This is a genomic window from Hymenobacter sp. FMD4, assembly GCF_058932745.1.
The window spans coordinates 23,143-42,613 of record NZ_JBZYWH010000025.1 but is presented as its reverse complement, the minus strand read 5'-3'; the positions used below and the strand labels follow the sequence as shown (position 1 = coordinate 42,613).

General features: G+C 56.0%; 16 protein-coding genes. 8 read left to right on the top strand and 8 right to left on the bottom strand.

Features of this window, described 5'->3' with window-relative positions; genetic code table 11:
• Window positions 1–59: 59 nt before the first annotated feature.
• The 5 genes from AC5FXY_RS18540 to AC5FXY_RS18520 all read right to left on the bottom strand — a co-directional run bounded on the left by AC5FXY_RS18540 (window position 60) and on the right by AC5FXY_RS18520 (window position 4,719).
• On the bottom strand, window positions 60–1,235 hold the full coding sequence (locus AC5FXY_RS18540; protein WP_493558205.1) for a DUF4856 domain-containing protein: 1,176 nt from the start codon (window positions 1,233–1,235) through the stop codon (window positions 60–62).
• A gap of 314 nt (window positions 1,236–1,549) precedes the next feature.
• On the bottom strand, window positions 1,550–1,816 hold the full coding sequence (locus AC5FXY_RS18535; RefSeq protein WP_493558228.1) for a YetF domain-containing protein: 267 nt from the start codon (window positions 1,814–1,816) through the stop codon (window positions 1,550–1,552).
• 225 nt (window positions 1,817–2,041) lie between these two features.
• On the bottom strand, window positions 2,042–2,368 hold the full coding sequence (locus tag AC5FXY_RS18530; RefSeq protein ID WP_493558204.1) for a hypothetical protein: 327 nt from the start codon (window positions 2,366–2,368) through the stop codon (window positions 2,042–2,044).
• A gap of 456 nt (window positions 2,369–2,824) precedes the next feature.
• On the bottom strand, window positions 2,825–3,085 hold the full coding sequence (locus AC5FXY_RS18525) for a hypothetical protein (RefSeq protein ID WP_493558203.1): 261 nt from the start codon (window positions 3,083–3,085) through the stop codon (window positions 2,825–2,827).
• A gap of 296 nt (window positions 3,086–3,381) precedes the next feature.
• On the bottom strand, window positions 3,382–4,719 hold the full coding sequence (locus AC5FXY_RS18520) for a DUF2254 domain-containing protein (protein ID WP_493558202.1): 1,338 nt from the start codon (window positions 4,717–4,719) through the stop codon (window positions 3,382–3,384).
• A gap of 256 nt (window positions 4,720–4,975) precedes the next feature.
• On the opposite strand from AC5FXY_RS18520, the gene AC5FXY_RS18515 reads away from it, so the two are divergent.
• The 4 genes from AC5FXY_RS18515 (at window position 4,976) to AC5FXY_RS18500 (ending at window position 8,666) form a co-directional block, all read left to right on the top strand.
• Window positions 4,976–5,428: a 3-oxoacyl-ACP synthase gene (locus AC5FXY_RS18515; RefSeq protein ID WP_493558201.1), complete on the top strand. Its 453-nt coding sequence runs from the start codon at window positions 4,976–4,978 to the stop codon at window positions 5,426–5,428.
• A gap of 54 nt (window positions 5,429–5,482) precedes the next feature.
• Window positions 5,483–6,649: a 1-deoxy-D-xylulose-5-phosphate reductoisomerase gene (locus tag AC5FXY_RS18510; protein WP_493558200.1), complete on the top strand. Its 1,167-nt coding sequence runs from the start codon at window positions 5,483–5,485 to the stop codon at window positions 6,647–6,649.
• Between the two features lie 113 nt (window positions 6,650–6,762).
• On the top strand, window positions 6,763–8,076 hold the full coding sequence (gene rseP, locus AC5FXY_RS18505) for an RIP metalloprotease RseP (RefSeq protein ID WP_493558199.1): 1,314 nt from the start codon (window positions 6,763–6,765) through the stop codon (window positions 8,074–8,076).
• 95 nt (window positions 8,077–8,171) lie between these two features.
• Window positions 8,172–8,666 carry a DUF6702 family protein gene (locus tag AC5FXY_RS18500; RefSeq protein WP_493558198.1) on the top strand — a complete coding sequence of 165 codons (495 nt, stop codon included), beginning with the start codon at window positions 8,172–8,174 and terminating at the stop codon, window positions 8,664–8,666.
• Between the two features lie 113 nt (window positions 8,667–8,779).
• On the opposite strand, the gene AC5FXY_RS18495 is transcribed toward AC5FXY_RS18500, so the two are convergent.
• Window positions 8,780–10,786, bottom strand: a complete 2,007-nt coding sequence (locus tag AC5FXY_RS18495) for an OmpA family protein (RefSeq protein WP_493558197.1) — start codon at window positions 10,784–10,786, stop codon at window positions 8,780–8,782.
• Window positions 10,787–11,022: 236 nt separating this feature from the next.
• Between AC5FXY_RS18495 and lon the strand changes: the two genes are divergently transcribed.
• From lon to AC5FXY_RS18475, 4 genes are all read left to right on the top strand, one after another.
• A complete protein-coding gene (lon, locus tag AC5FXY_RS18490; protein WP_493558196.1) occupies window positions 11,023–13,530 on the top strand; it encodes an endopeptidase La in 2,508 nt (835 codons plus the stop codon).
• 145 nt (window positions 13,531–13,675) lie between these two features.
• Window positions 13,676–14,734, top strand: a complete 1,059-nt coding sequence (porQ, locus tag AC5FXY_RS18485) for a type IX secretion system protein PorQ (RefSeq protein ID WP_493558195.1) — start codon at window positions 13,676–13,678, stop codon at window positions 14,732–14,734.
• A 216-nt stretch (window positions 14,735–14,950) separates the two neighbouring features.
• The gene (gene hslU, locus AC5FXY_RS18480; protein WP_493558194.1) at window positions 14,951–16,366 is read left to right on the top strand and encodes an ATP-dependent protease ATPase subunit HslU; all 1,416 of its coding nucleotides are present in this window, start codon (window positions 14,951–14,953) and stop codon (window positions 16,364–16,366) included.
• Between the two features lie 93 nt (window positions 16,367–16,459).
• Complete coding sequence (locus AC5FXY_RS18475; RefSeq protein ID WP_493558193.1) at window positions 16,460–17,182, top strand: SDR family NAD(P)-dependent oxidoreductase; 723 nt, start codon at window positions 16,460–16,462, stop codon at window positions 17,180–17,182.
• Between the two features lie 70 nt (window positions 17,183–17,252).
• Here AC5FXY_RS18475 and AC5FXY_RS18470 read toward each other — a convergent pair whose 3' ends face one another.
• Both AC5FXY_RS18470 and AC5FXY_RS18465 read right to left on the bottom strand, forming a co-directional pair.
• Window positions 17,253–17,807, bottom strand: coding sequence for a hypothetical protein (locus AC5FXY_RS18470; protein ID WP_493558192.1), 555 nt, complete (start codon window positions 17,805–17,807; stop codon window positions 17,253–17,255).
• A 90-nt stretch (window positions 17,808–17,897) separates the two neighbouring features.
• On the bottom strand, window positions 17,898–19,457 hold the full coding sequence (locus tag AC5FXY_RS18465) for a SusD/RagB family nutrient-binding outer membrane lipoprotein (RefSeq protein ID WP_493558191.1): 1,560 nt from the start codon (window positions 19,455–19,457) through the stop codon (window positions 17,898–17,900).
• Window positions 19,458–19,471: the final 14 nt, after the last annotated feature.

The window sequence follows — 19,471 nt, the reverse complement described above, 5'->3', positions numbered from 1 at the left end:
CGCTTAAAGTAGCGGGCTACTCCAGGCGTTGGCCTTCGTCCGCTCGAAGGCGGAGTAGATTACTGAATGTTGAACTTCGTGCGGATCATGTTGGCAGCCTGGTCAGCCTGAGCACCGGTCAGCGTCCAGTGACCCTGCGGGCTACCCACGATGATGTTCAGTACCTGATCGGCCCAAGCCTGATCCACACCGTACTTGGTGCAGAAGCGCAGCGAGTAGATGAAGCCGATGCCTTCGGCCAGGGCGTGCACCTTAGCCGCCTGATCGGGGTTCGATTTCCAGCTGTTCAGGTAAGAAATAGCCGACAGCGCGATGGTTTTCTCCAGTTCGGTGCGGATGATGTCGGCCTGCGCCTTCACTGCGTTCTTGTCGTTGTTGACGATAGCGGCGCGGCCCTTCAGGAACGCCATGTACACGCCGGGCGAAGCCGGGCCGTTTTTCTCGTTCAGGTAGCCAGCGAGGAAACGCTCGCGCGGCGTGATGGCAATGTCGGTCACCATGATGGCGTTCGACGTCATGTAGCCGTAAGCCAAGTCCCAGTTGTGCTCCAGCTCCGAGTAGTTCTTGCCGTTTACCGTCTTGCTATTGTCGGCGTTGAGTGCCTGGTCGGTCAGCAACACGTTGTCGATCTGGTCGAGCAGCACGGCGCCGATTAGGGCTTTCTGAATGACCTGGTTTACCTCAATGCCTTTCTCATCAACAAGGTAACGACCCACGCGACCAGCCTGGCCAGGCAAGGCCGGGGTGTTTACCGACTGGCTGATCTGCGCCAGTTTGGTGATGTTCTGATCGATGTAGGTACGGGCGGCTTCGGCGTTCTGCACCGAGAACGAGGCCGCCGTGGTGTTGCGCAGCTGCAAGCCCGAGCCGTTCAGCTCAGCTGCCGTAAAAGGCGCTGCCGAACCAGCAACTGCGGCTGCGAAGGGAGCGGCCGTGTTGGTGTAGTAGTTACGCAGGCGCGTCGCGTCCAGCGTGCTGGGGTTGGTCGGCGTAGCCACCAGACCCATGTAGTTGTTGAACTGCGTGAACATCTCCAGGCGCAGGTTCGAGGCACTCAGGTCCACCGTCGACTGGCCACTGGCATCCTTAAACGATTCCGTGTATTTGGAGGTAGCCGTCAGAGAGTTGGCATCCATTTTAGCCCGCAGAGCCGGGGCTGAGTCTTTGTCTTTGTCGCAGGAAGTGAAACCAAAAGCTAAAGCCAGCAGAGCTACGGAAGCGTACTTGAATGACATGTGGAAAAGAGGTTGGGAGGAATGACGGTGCAAATGTATAGAGGCTTATTTGGAACTGATACAAATAGGCTGAATATTTTTAGAATGGGTCTAAACAGGCTGTTTAAACTTCAATGAAATCTGAATAGAACGTACCAGCAGGGCACTAGTAGTCAAGCTGTAACCATTGCTTAACGCTCATCATTTAGCCGAGCTACCGATTTACCTCCGCTGAACTCCCCTGGCCACAAAGGAGTTCAGCGGGGGCGATACTAAAAAGCCCCGCTAAGTATTTAGCGGGGCTGTGGTAAGATTGAGTTGGTGGCACCAAGGCGTCAGTTGGCCAATAGAAGATCAGGAACCAGGTCAGACGATTTTCTTCTCCTTTTTGGAGCAAAATGCTCCTTCTCACAAATGATGCAGATAATTCCCGTCGGCTCCATATAAGCTTGCTTGACCTTTCCCAAGTGGCCTAGACCATTGGCCCGCACTTCTGTCATCAGCTCACTCACCGTAATCAACTCCCTGCGCATGTTTTCCCGGATCATCTTGCTGTTGCTGACGAGAAGGAGTTTGCGCGGGCGAAACAGCTTCTGAAACAGCGGAAAGCGGTAGCCCAGTCAGTTGAGCGGGTCGCAACGGTTTCGAGCAACGGCGTTTTCGAAGCAAGCACTGACTGCCAATCTGTTTGCTCAAACATGGGGCACGTGCTTCGGACTAACTAACATCCCATCTTTTCAAGGTTGGTCGATAGCACAGAGAGGTGGTTGCACTTAATTTAAAATCTCTTCAGGCCCTGCCGGTGGGGGAAGAGCAGCTTATAGCGGCTATGCGCTCGGCTGCGCGGTGTTGTAAAACAAGTGATTGAGCTTGAGCAGCTCCAGGCAGCGGCGCAGCACGGGGTTTACGTTGCGCAGCCACACGACGGCGCCCGAGCGGTGCAGGATTAAGAGTTGTGATACGACGTGGCTCACGCCTAAAGTGCGCTGGCACTTCAACTGCTCGCAGTCGACGATCAGCTGCGGGCGGGGCTCTGCCGGGCAGTAGGCTAGCGCACGGGTTACGTGGGAGGCGTCTACTGCATCCAGATCAACGGTTGCAATACGCACTGACTGTTTGCGGTCTGGTAGAAAGTCTCGGCGAGTGGTTTGCATGAGAAGTCGAGTAAGTCTGTGAGAAGTATACTATTGTCGGATAGGAGCATACATTCGATGGCAATGCTATCGATAGTCCGGTAATACAAATTTACACTTGTTAAATGCCAAGGAGTAGGCGTCTAAATCCTGATTTTAAATGTGCGTAATCAACTTGAGGGAGCCGGTATTTCTACCCCGGCAGCGGCTTCTGCTCACCTGAAAGCGCGCCCGTGCGATAAATCGGAAGTCGTCCAGGGAGAAATGCCGCGCCGCGCTCCGCTTAGCTATTCTGCTCTATGACCGCCGAGATTGGGTTAAGGCATTGGAGAGTGAGCTAGAGGAGTGTTTTACCAGCAGTAGCAGTAAGTGTAGTGCGTCGTAAGGGCTAGGTGCGAAGCTTAATAAATACCCAATTGGCCGCGCACTAAAACGGATGTTGCCATGGAGCCGGTGCCGCAGCGACTACCCGGAAATTTAGCCGCGCATGATCTTTCCCCGCAGATCCCAATGGCTTGAGGCGACAGCCAAGCTGCCGGGTTGCCGCTTGATGGTGCGCGTGTACCGCTCGCCGGCAATCAGCCCGTCGGGCCGACGACGCCCGAAAAACAACGTCATTGGCTCACCGTGCTCATTGGTGAGAAAGGTGATGTCGTAACCCTTGAACACGTCGTCGATGCGGGCGTTGGGCTCGAAGATTTTGCTTAGTTTCTGACCAAGCTGAGGATGGAGGGGCATACTACAAAGCCATTTATCAGATCGGGAAAAGACGGAGGCACCCCTACATAGCCAAAGGCTGGGGTAGGGCTCTATAAAAGCAAAACGCTCCTTCAGTCTTCTACCGAAGGAGCGTTTCTATCGTAGTTTGCTGCCCCGCGTGGGACCACACCTGAACCCACGCGATGTTGCCGCATTTGGCAGCTGCTACATTGTCTTTAACGGCTAGCTTACTACCGCGGGATGCGCCATAACTACGGAAAAGCCGCGCCGGAAAAACCGGGTTTTGCAATAGTGCTTTACCGCAGCCACCGCCCTTAGCAATCGGTTGGCTGGTCAAAGTGCTGACGCAGCCAGGTCATGCGCTGACGTATTTGCTCCCGCTCATAATCCGTTTCCAGCTTGCGTTCAGCGGTTTCTTCTACCAGCTGGCATTGTTGCCAGAGCACTTGGCGGCGGTCGGCCCGCTGGGTTTGTGCAGCGGCTATTTCCAGGGAATAGAGTAGGCGTAGGAGCACGGCTGCGTTGGCCGCGCCATTTATTCTGATCTGATCGAATGCAGTAGTGACGTAATCCCGATACAGGGGGCGGTGAGCCAGTACCAATACCCTCGCTTCCTTTTCATCGGAGCGGCGGGAGTCGCCGAGGTAGCGGCCGCCAAGGCAAGCCAGCAGCGCCCCAAGGTGGTCGATGCAGATGACGGCCGTACTCGTGTCGTTCACGCCCGGCGAGAGGGCCTTCAGGGCAATGTCCACGATCTGCCGCAGGCCAAAGCCCACATCCTGCTCGATGGTGCGTTGCGTGCCGATGACGTATGCTTTGAGCAGCCGTTTGTCAGCGTCCGGGTTGAATGTCGTCTGGCCTTGGTAGGCTGCTATCGAAGCCAGCGTTGCTCCTTCGGCCACGAAACTGCCGGGAGCCAGCTCCATACGTACCACACAGCCGTAGCGGTGAGCGAATGAAAGCAGCGCTTTATCATCGACGCTCTGGATGTAGCCTGCCGCCGTCGCCGCAATCGGTTGCCATTTCAAGGACTGTAGATTTTGATCTAATTCCGCGCTTTCTTCCTCCTCAGCGTCTTCCCCCATCTGGTGAGGAAACAGCTCCAGCATGGCTTCCTTCGTGTCTTGCATCACCCGATGCACGATATGCGAAGCTTCTATGGAGGTGGCCACGTGGTGAATGAAGTAGATCAGTACCCCAATGCTTAGCAACGACAGCAACAAGCCTACCGCAACGGATACCGACGGCATGAAAGGCTCATTGCCCTCCCGAATGGCCCGGAGTATCATCAGGCAGTAGGCGAAAATGCTCACGAACGACCCCAAGACTATCTGATTGCCCCGGTCGCGCATGAATGTCCACACCACTCGTGGCGAATACTGATTCGAGACCTGGGCCAACGTAGTCAGCGTGAGGGTAAAGCTTAACGCTGCCACCGTCATCATCGAGCCGGCAATGGCCGCCAGCATGGCACGAGCTCCTTCAGCCCCCGCCCCAAATAACCACGGGTAGCTTCGTTCCCAGCCATGGCTGATGTTGCGGTCTAGTTGCACCATCCCGTAAGCCAGCGCCAGAAAGGCGACCACCATAAGGGCGGGCAAAAACCACAGGCTTGAATTCAGATTCAACCACCAGCGAGTAAGTCGATTCATCAGTATATAAGGGTGCAGTTCTGATGATGCGGCGCTTTATGTACGTAGCCGTCGCGCAATAGCTGTGCGCAGGATAGAAATGTGAGGAGCCAGCCACCATGACCTGACGAGACGCCGAGGGTAGGACAAGGACAAGGCCTTTGGTGTGCGCCGACCATGGAAAGTCGCCGTCCAGCTATTGGGGCTTCGGCCTGATGAGCGTACTTGCGCCTGAGCTATTAATCTGGTTTTCGTAGAACCAGCTTTTGCATCCATTATGACTTCTCCCAAAGAGGCGCTCTACGCCGCTTGCCAGCAGTACGTACAGCAGCGGATCGAGACTTGTCAGGCCGCTATCCAAGCCGCGCAGGAATCGGCCAACAGCGAAACCAAAAGCAGCGCCGGTGATAAGTATGAAACCGGCCGCGCCATGGCCCAAAACGAGCGGGACCGAAACGCCGTGCAGCTGCACGAGGCCAAGAAGCTGCTGGCCGAATTGGAGCGCATCGATCCGGCCAAGGCCTGTGATGCGGTGCGGCCCGGTGCCTTGGTTAGCACCAGTATGGGGCACTTCTTTGTCAGCATCAGCGCCGGCCAGCTAAAGGTGGAAGGCCAGGACTACTTTGCCGTGTCGGCGGCGGCGCCCATTGCGGCGGCACTGAGTGGCAAGCGGGCAGGGGAGGAGGCGGTGTTCAACGGCAAGAAAATTCGCGTCGACGCGGTCGTTTAATCTCAAGTACCTTTGTTATTCAGTGCCGCCCGTTCCCCGCGCGCTGATGCCTGCATGTCTTCTCCCAACCTTCGTTCTTTGGCCCTGCTGGGCTCCACCGGCTCCATCGGTACCCAAACGCTGGACGTGGTGCGCGCCCACGCCGGCCGCTTTCGCGTAACGGCCCTCACGGCCCAGCGCAACGCCGATCTGCTCATTGCCCAGGCCCGGGAGTTCAAGCCCGCCGTCGTGGTCATCGGCGACGAAACCCAGTACCGCGCCGTGCGCGACGCCCTGGCGCAGCAGCCCGAAACCACGGTGCTCACCGGCGCCGATGCCCTGACGGAAGTAGCCGCCCGCCCCGATGTGGACGTGGTGCTCACCGCGCTAGTTGGCTACGCAGGCCTGCTGCCCACCGTGGCGGCCCTGAAAGCCGGCAAAAACATTGCCTTAGCTAACAAGGAAACCCTGGTGGTGGCCGGGCAGCTGGTTACGGATCTGGCCAAGAAACACGGGGCTGCCATTTATCCGGTTGATTCGGAGCATTCGGCCATCTTTCAATGCCTGGTAGGCGAAGCGCCCAGCGCGGTAGAAAAAATCATTCTGACGGCTTCCGGCGGTCCGTTTCGCGGCCGTTCGGCTCAGGAGCTGGCACAGGTAACCAAAGCGCAGGCCTTGAAGCATCCCAACTGGGACATGGGCGCCAAAATCACCATTGATTCGGCCTCCCTGATGAACAAAGGGCTGGAGGTGATTGAAGCGAAATGGCTTTTTGGCCTTACCGACGAGCAGATTGAAGTGGTGGTGCACCCGCAAAGCATTATTCATTCGCTGGTGCAGTTTAAGGATGGCTCGCTGAAGGCCCAGCTTGGCCTGCCCGATATGAAGCTGCCCATTCAGTATGCGCTCGGCTTCCCCGAGCGTTTGCCCAACGATTTTCCGCGCTTCTCCTTCCTCGATTATCCCACGCTCACCTTCGAGCAGCCCGACGGCAGCACCTTCCGTAACCTCCCGCTGGCTTTCGAGGCCATGCGCCGCGGCGGCAATGCTCCCTGCGTGCTCAACGCCGCCAACGAAATAGCCGTAGCAGCCTTCCTGCGCGACCAGATCAAGTTTCTGGAGCTTCCCGATGTGGTGGAAAACTGCCTCGCCCGCGTTTCGTACCTTGCCGATCCGTCCCTGGACGATTATGTGCAGACCGATGCCGAAACCAGACGTGTGGCCGCGGAGTTGGTAAAGTAATACCAAACAGACAACGATTTCTCTTGAAACGGTGTCACTCTTGAAACCCCTCTTTAAGCATATCAGGCAGAGCTATTGACGCCTGACAACTACCAACTGACAACTAAACAAGAATGGATGTATTGATCATGGTCGGCCAGCTGCTGCTGGGGCTCACCATCCTGGTGGGCGTACACGAAGCAGGACACATGCTGTCGGCCAAATGGTTTGGGATGCGCGTGGAGAAGTTCTCTATTGGCTTTCCTCCTAAGATTTTCGGTAAAACCATCGGCGAAACCGAGTACATGATTGGGGCCGTGCCCCTCGGCGGCTTCGTCAAGATTACCGGCATGGTCGATGAGTCGCTCGATACCGAGAACCTCGGCCAAGAACCCAAGCCCTACGAGTTCCGCGCCAAGCCAGCCTGGCAGCGCCTGATTGTGATGCTCGGCGGCATTATCGTAAACGTGCTGACCGGTATCCTAATCTTCACGGCGCTGACTTATAAGTACGGCGAAAGCTACCTGCCTGCTGCTGAGGCGCAGCGCTTCGGTGTGGTGCCCAATAAGCTGGGCCAGCAGCTCGGCTTCCAGACCGGCGACAAAATTGTGAAGATCAACGGCCGCCCGTTTGAGCAGTTCAATGATGTGTACGACGTGGACGTGGTGCTCGGCAGCAACAGCTACTACACCGTCGACCGCAAAGGGCAGCTCATTGACATCCCGGTGCCCAGGGACTTCATGGACAAGATGGCGGACCAGGACCAGGCCTACTTTGTGCAACCCCTGGACCCCTTTGTGGTAGATGAAGTGGTACCCGGCGGGCCGGCCTCCAAAGGTGGCTTGCTGTCGGAAGACCGCATTACCCGTGTCGCTGACCGCAACATTCAATTTTTCCCCGAGCTGCAGGAAGCTCTGAAGCTCAACGCCGGCAAGCCCACGCAAGTGGTGGTGCAGCGCGGCGCTGAGACGGTAAACCTGACCATCAACATTGACGAAGACGGTAAGGTCGGATTCCGGCCGAAGTCGCTGCTGAAGTACGACACCCGCGAGTACAGCCTCATCGAAGCCGTGCCAGCCGGCACCAAGCAGGCGTTTGGTATCCTGGGCGCGCAGGCCAAGGCATTCGGCAAGATCTTCCGCGGCGAAGCTTCGGCCCGCAAGTCGCTCGGCGGCCCCATTGCCATTGCGCAGCAGTACGGCGGCAAGTTTGACTGGCTGAAGTTCTGGACGCTCACCGGTATGCTCTCCATGGTACTGGCCATGATGAACCTACTGCCCATCCCTGCCCTCGATGGTGGCCACGTGATGTTCCTGACTTACGAAATGCTTTCTGGCCGCAAGCCTACCGACAAATTCCTGGAAAACGCCCAGAAAGTAGGTATGGTGCTGCTGCTGGGCCTGATGGTGTTCGTATTCTTCAACGACATCTTCAAGTCGATTTTCTAAGCCCGTCTCATGCGTGCTTTAGTAATGCCGTCTTCTTAGCAGAAGATGGCATTACTTTTTCTTAGCCGGTGTTCTGCCCGAAAATCTAGTCTGCCATGTCTCGAGTTGTTGCTTTGTTCGGCGCCTTACTTATAGCTCTGACGGCCGCTGCCCATGCCTATCACGCCAGCATCATGGAGGCACGGCTCAATCCGAAGACGCAGCAGCTGGAGGTTGCTGTGAAGGTCTTTACCGATGATCTAGAAACGACGTTGTCGCAGGGGCAGCCGCGCCCGGTCAGCATCATTGAAACCCCGGCAGCGCAGCTTTCGCCGCTTATTACGGCCTACCTGCGCCGCACGGTAACGGTGGGCTCCAAGGCTGGCGAAGCGTTGCCGCTGACCTACGTAGGTATGGAGCGCGACAAAGACGCACACTGGCTCTACTTTACCGTGAAATTTGCCCAACTGCCGCAACGCATCAACCTGCGCCACCGCCTGCTCATGGATCAGTTTCCCGATCAGATGAATATCGTGAACCTGGAAGCCGGCGGAAAAAAGCAAAGCGCCCTCTTTCGTCACGGCAATGATGAGCAACAGTTAAGCTGGTAGGGCAACTGCTAGTAGCGCCAAAAGCCTGCAGTGTCTTAGTAAAGAAACAGCGCCCGCAACGTTTGACTACGTTGCGGGCGCTGTTTCATTTTGTTGGAAAGGAGCAGTCGGTGCTACCAGCCGCCGCCCGCATCGGCCGGCTTTTGTTCTTGCTGTGCCCCGGGCTTGATCAGGCGAAACTCTACACGCCGATTAACACGCATGTCCTCTACTGTCACTTCTTCCTTTAGCGGCTTGGTGCTGCCGTAGCCGAAACTATCGATGCGGTTGGGCTTGAGCTTGCCTTTGGCTTCGATGTATTTGCGAATGGCGTCGGCGCGGTCCTGCGAGAGTTTTTCGTTTACGTCTGGGTCGCCTTTGGCATCGGTGTGGCCCGAGATGCTGAGGCGGTGCTCGGGGTGGTCGGCCATAAATACCACAATGCGGTCTAGCGTGGCATGCATCGCCGGCAGGATGTTGGCTTTGCCCTGGTCGAATTCGATGTTGCGGAAGATCAGCGGGATGTTGTAGTCAATGCTCGTAGTCATGAGCTTCATCACCGTATCAGCCTTCAGGTTAAACTGCTTTTCCACGGTGAAGTACTCCGGACTCTGAATCAGCATCACGTATTTGGAGCCGTCGATGAGGTCGAAATCAAAAGAGCCATCCGGCCGGATATACTTAGACGCTACCTCAATGCCATTGTCGACGTCGATAATGCTCACGATGCCATTCAACGGTTTCTGAGTTACAGAGTCGATCAGCGAACCTTCTACGTGCGTGGTAGCCAGCGGCTGGGCTTCCATCGGCAGCGGGAAAGAATACAGGTCGAGGTTCTTCATATTCTTCTGCTCCGAGCGGGCGTAGTACAGGTTCTTCGACTCGCCATCAATCGTGAAGTAGTACTCGGAACCCTTGCCGTTTACCAGCGGACCGATGTTGATCGGTTCCTGCCACCGGCCACGTACGCGGTAAGCTTTGTAAATATCGAAGTCGCCGAAGTTCAGCAGCTGCCCGCGCGAGCTGAAATACAGTACGTTGTAAAGCGGGTGATAAAATGGACTGACTTCGCTTTCACGGGTGTTGATGATGGGCCCCATATTCTGGGCCTTGGCCCACTGCCCGTTCTTGAGCTTGTGAGTAAACCAGATATCCGACAGCCCGAAGCCGCCAATGCGGTCGGAGGCAAAGTATAGAGTATCCTCGGTGCGCGAGAGGGTGGGCTGCGAGTCCCAGGCCGTGGAGTTTACTTCCATACCCAAGCTCTCGGGGACCGTCCATTGGCCATTCTTGAAATAGCTCACAAACAAGTCGCAGTTGCCGTGGCAGGTGGGGCACTCGCAGCGCGCGAAGTAGATGGTTTGCCCGTCCTTGGACAGGCAAGCGGAGCCCTCATTGTAAGGCGAATTGATGGGCTTGGGCAGCGGCTCAGCATCGGTCCACGATTCGCCTTCGCGGCGGGCCATGTACAAATCCTCGTCCACGATGTTGTGCAGGCCGCGGCGCTTGCGCTTCGAGGAGAAAATCAGCTGCGAAGTCTCGTCGCTGTAGCTCGGCCCGTAGTCCTCCACGTCGGAGTTGATGCCCGGGCCCATGTTGGTATACACGCCTTTGGGCGGGCGGAAGGTGGCGATGTTCTTTCGGTATTCTACGATGTCGTAGTACGTCTTGAGCGGTACGTATAGGTCGGCGTCTTTCTGCTCCAGCGAATCGTAATACAACTGAATCTTGCGCACGTCCTGGCGGTGGTGCTTCAGGGCGAGGCGGTAATAGGCTTTGGCTTTGGCTTCGTTTCCGGAACGCTCAAACAGCTGCCCCAGCCGCCAGAGCATCATGTTGTCCTTGTAGAAATTCTGGATGCCGAACTGGGCCACGTACTGTTCCAGCAGGTTGCGGGCTGAGGTCCAGCTTTTGCGTTTTTCGGCGCGGGCAATTTCACGCAGCGCCTTCTTATCGTGGAAGTAGGCAATGCGGTTGATGTTGATAAAGTCCGGCGTAGCGTCGGGACGCACGCGCAACTGGCGGGAGACCTTACCGGAAAGGGCGCGCTGCCGGTTGGGCGTGTTGTTCTGGGCCGCCAGCGGGCCAACCAGAAGCAACGCTGCCAGCAGTAGTAAAAGCGAGCGGATCAAACGAAACATATGAACAGACAGCACAAGAGCCCGGCAGCGAAGGCTACGGACTTTCAAAAATATAGCTTTTCACGGATGAGCCCGCAAGTTACTGCCGCTCTGTCGCACGGCAAGTGCCGGCTTGACCGACGATGGCTACGGATATTCGCGTGGCATGGCACTTGACAAACCGGTATCTTCGTTCAGTAGACTGCAATGAGGCTGCTTTGGCCTGCCAATGTGGCGCTGCCGTCGTCTTCCTATCTATGTCAAGAAATTCTGACCCGCGTTTTCCCGCTTCTCTGCTGCTGATGACCGAAGGCCCCGATGGCCTAGTATCGGTGGTGTCGGCCGACCCCGATCAGGGGCCGTTGGAACAGGAAGAAGTGCCGGAAAAGCTTCCCATTCTGCCCGTTCGCAATACCGTGCTGTTTCCCGGCGTGGTACTGCCCGTTACCGTCACGCGCAAAAAGAGCATTCGTCTGGTGCGCAAGGCTTACAAAGGTGACAAGCTTATTGGGGTGGTAGCGCAGAAAAACAGCGGTGCCGAAGACCCTACCCCCGCTGACCTGCACGAGGTGGGCACCATGGCGCGGCTGCTGAAACTGCTGGAACTGCCCGATGGCAACATCACCATCATCATCCAGGGCCAGCAGCGGTTTCGCCTGGCCGAAGTGGTGCAAACGGCACCGTACTTCACGGCCCGCGTGGATTACCTGCCCGAACTGCTTCCGACCCGCAATACCAAGGAGGTAAAGGCCCTGATGGCGTCGCTGAAAGATGCAGCCACCAAAATGCTGAAGCTCAATCCGGAGATTCCGCAGGAGGCGCAGGTTGCGCTGGACAACATAGAGTCGCCGGGCTTCCTGATTCACTTCCTTTCTTCCAACCTCAACGTGGAAGTAGGGCAGAAGCAGCGGCTGCTGGAAATTAATGAGGCAGTGGAGCGTGGCACCCAGTTGCTGGAATTATTGCTTCGCGAGATTCAGCTGCTGGAAATCAAGCACGAAATCCAGAGCAAGGTTCACACCGATATCGATCAGCAGCAGCGCGACTATTTCCTGCGTCAGCAGCTAAAAGTGCTGCAGGATGAACTCGGCCACGACGGCCCCGATCAGGAAATCGATAAGCTGCGGCTGCGCGCTAAGGACAAGAAGTGGTCTGAAACGGTAAGCAAGCATTTTCACAAGGAACTGGAAAAGCTGAGCCGTATGAACCCGGCTGCGGCCGAGTATCCGGTGAGCTTGAACTACGCCGAGTTTCTGCTTGACCTGCCCTGGAGCGAGTACACCAAGGACAACTTTAACCTGAAGCGCACTCGCAAAATTCTCGACCAGGACCATTACGGGTTGGAAAAGGTGAAGGAGCGCATTCTGGAATACCTGGCCGTGCTCAAGCTGAAGCGCGACCTGAAAGCGCCTATTCTGTGCCTGTACGGTCCTCCCGGTGTAGGCAAAACCTCGCTGGGCCGCTCCGTGGCCACGGCACTGGGCCGCAAGTACGTGCGCCTGTCCCTGGGCGGCGTGCGCGACGAGGCCGAAATCCGCGGCCACCGCAAAACGTACGTAGGCGCGATGCCCGGCCGCATTATTTCCCAGATCAAAAAAGCCGGCGCCTCCAACCCGGTGATGATCCTGGACGAAGTCGATAAGCTTTCGTCCGACTTCCGCGGCGACCCCCAGGCGGCCCTACTGGAAGTGCTGGACCCCGAGCAGAACTCCACTTTCACCGACAACTACCTGGAGGTGGAGTACGACCTGTCGCGCGTGCTGTTCATCGCCACTGCCAACTCGCTTGATACCATCCACCCGGCCCTGCGCGACCGGATGGAGATTATCGATTTGACAGGTTACACGCTGGAGGAGAAAACCCAGATTGCCAAAAAGCACCTCTGGCCCAAGCAAGTAACCGAGCATGGTCTCACAAGCAAGGATGTAAGCATCAGTACCACCGCCGTGCAGCGCGTGATTGATGATTACACCCGCGAATCGGGCGTGCGTAGCCTGGAGCGCAAGCTCGGGGCCTTGGCGCGCAACATTGCCAAGCATAAGGCCATGAACGAGACATTCCCCGGCAAACTGGAGTCGGAGGATGTGGCCAAGATCCTCGGTCCGGCCTTGTTCGACCGTGACTTGTACCAAGACAACGAAACCGCCGGAGTGGTCACAGGCTTGGCTTGGACTTCGGTCGGTGGTGATATCCTGTTTGTCGAAAGCTTGCTCAGCCGCGGCCGCGGCAAGCTCACCTTGTCGGGGCAGCTCGGTGACGTGATGAAGGAATCGGCTGTAACGGCACTAAGCTACCTGCGCAGCCGCGCCGAAGGGCTAGGCATCGATTACCGCGTGTTCGATCAGTACGACCTGCATATTCACTTCCCCGAAGGCGCCGTGCCCAAGGACGGTCCATCGGCAGGCATTGCCATCTTCACCAGCATTGCTTCGGTATTCACGCAGCGTAAGATTCGCTCGCACTTGGCCATGACCGGTGAAATCACCCTGCGCGGAAAGGTGCTGCCGGTTGGCGGCATCAAGGAAAAGCTGCTGGCTGCTCGGCGGGCGGGCATCACGGACATCATCCTGTGCCATAAAAACCGCAAAGACCTGCAGGACATCCCCGCTGAGTACCTCAAGGACATAACCATTCACTACGTCGACCGCGTGGACGACGTCGTCAGCGTAGCACTGCTCGATGAGTTGGTAAAAGATCCGCTGAAGCTGACGGTACGTGATGAGCGCGCCGTGCCAGCTCCCTCGCACGAAGTAGAGGTTCAATAATTAGCCTTTTGCCGACTGCTGATACAAGAAACGGCGCTGCGGGACGTTACCCGGGCGCCGTTTTCATTTCCTCGTTGCATCCTCCTTTTCGGTCGCCGCTGCGGTTCATTTTCTTCCTGTCTGACTACGGTTTATCTTAGCTACAATGATTAGACCTGTACGCTACCTCCTGGGAGCTTTATTGGTATTGCTGGGCTGGCTGAGTGGCAGTTCAGCCCTCGCTCAGATCGGTGGGCAGCGCGCTTTTGCTTCCTTGAGCCTGCCACCTACGGCTTATCTGGCCGGCGTAGGGGGGATGAGTGTGTCGGGCCGTAACAATGACCCAGGCATGCTGTATGGCAACCCAGCCCTGCTCAACGATGCCATGGATGGCCGGCTTGCGCTGAGCTACGTCGATTACCTATCTGATATTCGCCAAAGCACCGCTGCGTACGTCCGCAATTCTGAGAAGCTCGGCCGCTGGGGCTTCGGGCTGTCCTACCTCAGTTACGGCGACTTCGACATGTACGACCCCGCCGGAAACCCCATGGGCACGTTTTCGGTCAATGATTACCATTTTAGCGTGGCTAACGCCCACACCTTCGGCAACTTTACCATGGGAGCCACGGCGCGGTTTGCGGTAGCAGGCATTGCCGGCAATCATTCCCTGGCTGTATTGACCGACGTCGGTAGCGTATTTAAGCATCCCGAAAAAGACTTTACAGTCGGCTTGGCCGTCAAAAATCTAGGTTTCCAACTTAAGCCCTTCGATGGCGGTAGCCGGGAGCCTATGCCGCTGGATGTGCAACTCGGTACCTCCATCAAGCCCGAGCACATGCCCGTGCGGTTTACCATCACGGCGCACCATCTCTACCAGTTCGACATCGTTTACCTCGATACGCTCCAGCGCCGAAGCCAGAGCCTCGATGGGCAGCAGAAGACACCCAAGAAAAGCACTGGTGACAAGATTGCCCGTCATTTTTCGGTAGGGGGGGAGCTAATTCTTGGTCCCGGCCTCAACGTCCGGGTAGGCTACAACCATCTGCGTCGCCGTGAGCTACGCCTCGATAACGCCTCGGGCGGAGCTGGACTTTCCTTCGGGGTGTTGCTAAAGCTCGGTGCTTACAACTTTGAGTACACGCGGGCCCAGTTTCACGTTGCCGGCGGTAGTAATTACCTCACGCTCTCCCGCAACGTCAATGAGTTGTTTGGTAAAAAGCAGTAAACGAAATAGTACATACTCAAAAAGCCCGCGCCACCGCGCGGGCTTTTCTTTTGACTGCGGAGTAAGATGTTTTGATAGGAACAAGGCCGCTACCTGATGCCCTCTGCCATATCGGCACCCCTGGCACTTCGCCACAGTTTTTGCAGGCCGGACAACCCTACTTCCCCAGCACAGTATCTTACGGCTGGCAGCCCCCATCGCGGCTGCCCTTTGCTTATGCTCAATTCAGCCACCTTTCCCACGCCGGCCCAGATTGTGGCCGAGCTTGACAAATACATTATTGGCCAGCACGACGCCAAGCGCAACGTGGCCATTGCCCTGCGTAACCGCTGGCGCCGGTTGCACGCGCCCCAGGACATGCAACGCGAAATCGTGCCCAACAACATCCTAATGATCGGTTCGACCGGCGTCGGCAAAACCGAAATAGCCCGGCGCCTCGCTGCCATTGCCGATGCTCCTTTCACCAAAGTCGAGGCCTCCAAGTTTACCGAGGTCGGCTACGTGGGCCGCGATGTGGAAAGCATGGTGCGCGACTTGGTTGAGCAATCCGTGAACCTAATCAAGCAGCGCCGTAAGGAAGCCGTAAAAGCACAGGCTGCTCAGGCAGTAGAGGACACCATCTTGGATGCGCTCATTCCGCCCGTGCAAGGCGTTGGCAGCTCAGTAATAAAGCCAGCTGCCGGCTTCGGATTGCCCAGTAATGGCGACGAAATGCCGCAATCAGACCTGGAGCTTAATGAACGCACGCGCGAACGTTTTCGGGAAAAACTTCGCCGCGGCGAACTGGAAGACCGCACTATAGACATTAAGGTGCAGCAAAGCAGCAGCCCTGGTATCGGCATTATGGGCGGTCAGGCTGGTATCGATGAAGCGTCCCTACAAGGCTTGCAGGACATGCTAGGCTCGATGATGCCTAAGAAAACGCGCAAGCGGAAGGTGACCATCGCCGAAGCCCGCAAGATCCTGCTGGATGAAGAAGCTGCTAAGCTTATTGATATGGACGAGGTCAAGGACGAAGCTATTCGCTTGGCCGAAAATGCCGGCATCATCTTCATTGATGAAATCGACAAAGTGGCCAGCAGTTCCGGGCAAAAGGGCGGACCAGATGTGAGCCGCGAGGGCGTGCAGCGCGACCTGCTGCCGGTGGTGGAAGGCTCGGCCGTCAGCACCAAGTACGGCGTCATTCACACCGACCACATTCTATTCATCGCCGCCGGAGCTTTCCACGTGAGTAAGCCATCGGACCTGATTCCTGAGCTACAAGGTCGTTTCCCGATCCGCGTGGAACTGCAAAGCCTCACGAAGGAAGACTTCTACCGCATCCTTAAGGACCCTAAAAACGCCCTCACCAAGCAGTATCAAGCTTTACTGCAGGCCGAGGAAGTAGAGTTGACCTTCGACGATGCGGCGCTGGAGCGGTTAGCCGCCATTGCATTCGAGGTAAATAGCGAGGTTGAAAACATTGGTGCCCGCCGCCTACACACCGTCATGAGCCGTTTGCTCAATGATATTCTATTTGATGTTCCCGACCTGATCGGTGCCAACGCGCATGTTCAGATAACAGCCCAAATGGTTGATGAACGCCTGCAGGGGATGGTGAAAAATCGCGACCTGAGCCAGTATATTTTGTAGCGCACCCGCCACGAAACAAAAAGGGCACCCCACCTGGGATGCCCTTTTTGTTTTTTACGTAGGCTAGCATTGAACCCCACAAGCTGTTTGCTCATGCACTATTACATTATCACTGGCACTAGCCGAGGTCTGGGTAAGGCGCTGGCTGAAGAAGTTCTATCGCAGCCCGATACTATGGTGTTAGGCGTTTCGCGTCAGGCAACTATCGAACACCCCCGCTACCAGCATCAGCCCCTAGATTTTTCCGATGTAGTAGCGGTGCAAAACAACCTGCATAAGGTCTTTCCCGCTCACCCCCACGCAACGAGTATTACTCTCATCAACAATGCAGGCGTGATTGGTGAGATTGGCTATATCGGCGAGCAGCAGAACGAACATTATGCCTTCGTTTTTGACGTTAACGTTATCGTGCCTGCCATGCTAATGAATACTTTTCTTAGTGCTTATGGTCATCTAACCTGTCCTCGTATAGTGCTCAACATTAGCAGTGGCGCTGCCCAACGCCCTGTCGATGGCTGGGGCGCTTATTGTGCCTCCAAAGCTGCTCTAGACATGCTTAGTCAAGTCGCCCAACAAGAGCAGGACTTACGCGGCAGTGGCGTACGCATCCGCAGCCTAGCTCCCGGGGTACTTGAGACGGGTATGCAGGAGCAAATTCGTTCAACCGAGGCGGTGCGATTTAGTATGATTGACCAATTCATAGGCTTACAAACAGACGGCAAACTTGTTAAATCTGTCGAGGCTGCTGCTAAGATTATACGTTGGCTAAAGACGGTGGAAAATTCAAAAGTCGTAAGTCACATCAATGACTTATAGGACATAGTAGTCACAAAAAAACTCCCGGCTGCGAAGCCGGGAGTTTTTCATTTTGATCCTTTTACAGACACTAGGGTAGTACCCGTACGCGTACTGGTAGCGGAACGAGAGACGTGCCATCTGCCAGCGTCAAACGGAAGTAGAACTGGATGTCAGTAGGCGTAGCCGTAGTGCTGGGCACTGGCAGCGAAGCAGGAGTGGTCGTGGTGTTAGCAGGACCAAACGTAGCTTGTACTGCAGCAGAGCCTTGCGAATTACGGTAGGCCAGGTACGTGTTCAGGTTCGTAGTGAACGTGATGGAATTTGTGTTGTTACCAGGAATGGGAGTAACTACCCGGCTAGATCCCGTACCCGTGCCATTCAGTGCCGTTACTGGCGAGGCATTGTTGAGGTTAGCTAGGTTAATGGTCGAGAACGGACCAGTAGCCACTTTTGCTATTTCCTTGATCGTGCCTCGGTCAGCGGGTATCTCCATGGTGATGGTGATGTTACCACCGCTCGCCAAGGAGGTATGAACCACTGGGTAACGCTCAAAAGCATCAGCGTTAGTTACCGTTACAGGAATTGGCGAAATGCTGTCTTCTACTGGACCCAGGTTATCCCCATAGTCCTTTTCGCAAGACATAGCCCCCAAAGAGAGGAGTGCTATGGTGCAAACTTTTAAAATATTTCTGTTCATGAGAAGCAAAATTGAAAAGGTACTTGCAGTGCGTTACTAGTCAACGTCCCACCATACCCGCACGTTAGTGCCAGGTACAGGGTTTGGTGCATTAGTCACATTGCCAGAAGACTCCGAAGCCGGGTACACGAAGCGCACCGGAATCATGTTCGGATCATCACCTTGTGGGTTCTGAACCAGAGCCAGACGGGGGTAGCCCGTACGACGGTAGTCGTTGTAGGCTTCGTAGCCGTTGCCTACCCAGGCAATCCACTTCTGGGTCATGATCTTATTCAATTTTTGCTGATCGGTACCGGTCAGGTTTGCCACAGCGGGGTTGGCAGCAAAGTAAGCCGTTACAGCAGCGTCCGAAACACCAGCCTTCGTCATAGAAGCGCGAATGGCATCACGATACAGCGTTTGTGGGTCGCCGGGGGTGCCAAGGATCAAAGCCGACTCAGCACGAATGAACAGTACTTGGAAATTCGTGAGCAAACGGATTGGAGCTTCGCCTGCCGTACCTGTTTGGTAAACACCGGGGCGCGAACGGTTAGCACGAACCGGAGCTGCTAAAGGAGACCCGTTCTGGAAACCAGTGAAGGTTAGGAACGCTGGGCCGCCTGCAGGACCAGGAAGCGTCGTTACAGTACCTGTGGGGTTTACCGTCGGCGTCGACGTCAAGTTAGGAGTCGGCGTGGTAGTGAAGAAGAAAGGTAGGCGTGGATCATTCTTCGTACGCATGCTGTCCAACAGGCGCTGGCTGAGCATCATGTCGTCTTGACGGTTTACGAAGTTGAAGCTGTAGATGGGGTTTTGATTGCCCACCGAACCACCAAACGGCACCTGAAAGTCTTCCGCGTTGCTAACGATATAACTCGAGGGGTTAGCCAGCACTTGGTTGATAACCGTGCGGGCCAAAGCAGGTTCACGACGGCTAATCGTATTAGCAAGTTTCAGAAGCAGGGTATTGCCCATTTTCTTCCACTTAGCCAGGTCACCACCGTAAACCGGGTCAACGGCAGCGGTCGGCGTCAGCGTGCTGGGACGGTCCAAATCGGCAAGGCCTTCCCGTACCAAGTCAAACAGGCTTTGAATACCAAGCGCAGCGTTGCCTTTGTAAATGTCCTCTTGCTTGTCGAAACGCGGCTGAAGCAGTTGTAAGCCTTGCTGAGCCTGCGAGTACGGAATATCGCCCCACAGGTCAGTGACCATAGCATAGTTATAAGCCTTCAGCAGCTTGGCAATACCACCGTAAGCTGGGCTGTTGGTACGCTCAGCTACACGGATCAGGTCTTGGGTATTCTCCAGAACGCCCGCGTACTGCTCGAATTGCCACTGGTTATCCAGACCGCCCCGGATGTTGTACACATCTTGCGTAGCGGCTTGGCTAGCCAAACCAGCTACGTGCTGCACTAGCAGCGAGGTGATACGGTTGATTTCGTTACCGTTGGAAAAGCCCGTAGTCACGATAGAGCTGGTGAGCAATACCGTGGGGGGAGACGTTTCGGGGCTGTTCGGGCTGGTATTTACATCCAGAAACTCGCTCGGGCTGCAGCCCGGGCTACCCAATGCCACAGCTGCAGCAAGGGATAGTCCTAAAAACTTCGTGTATTTCATTTTAAAGTGCGAAG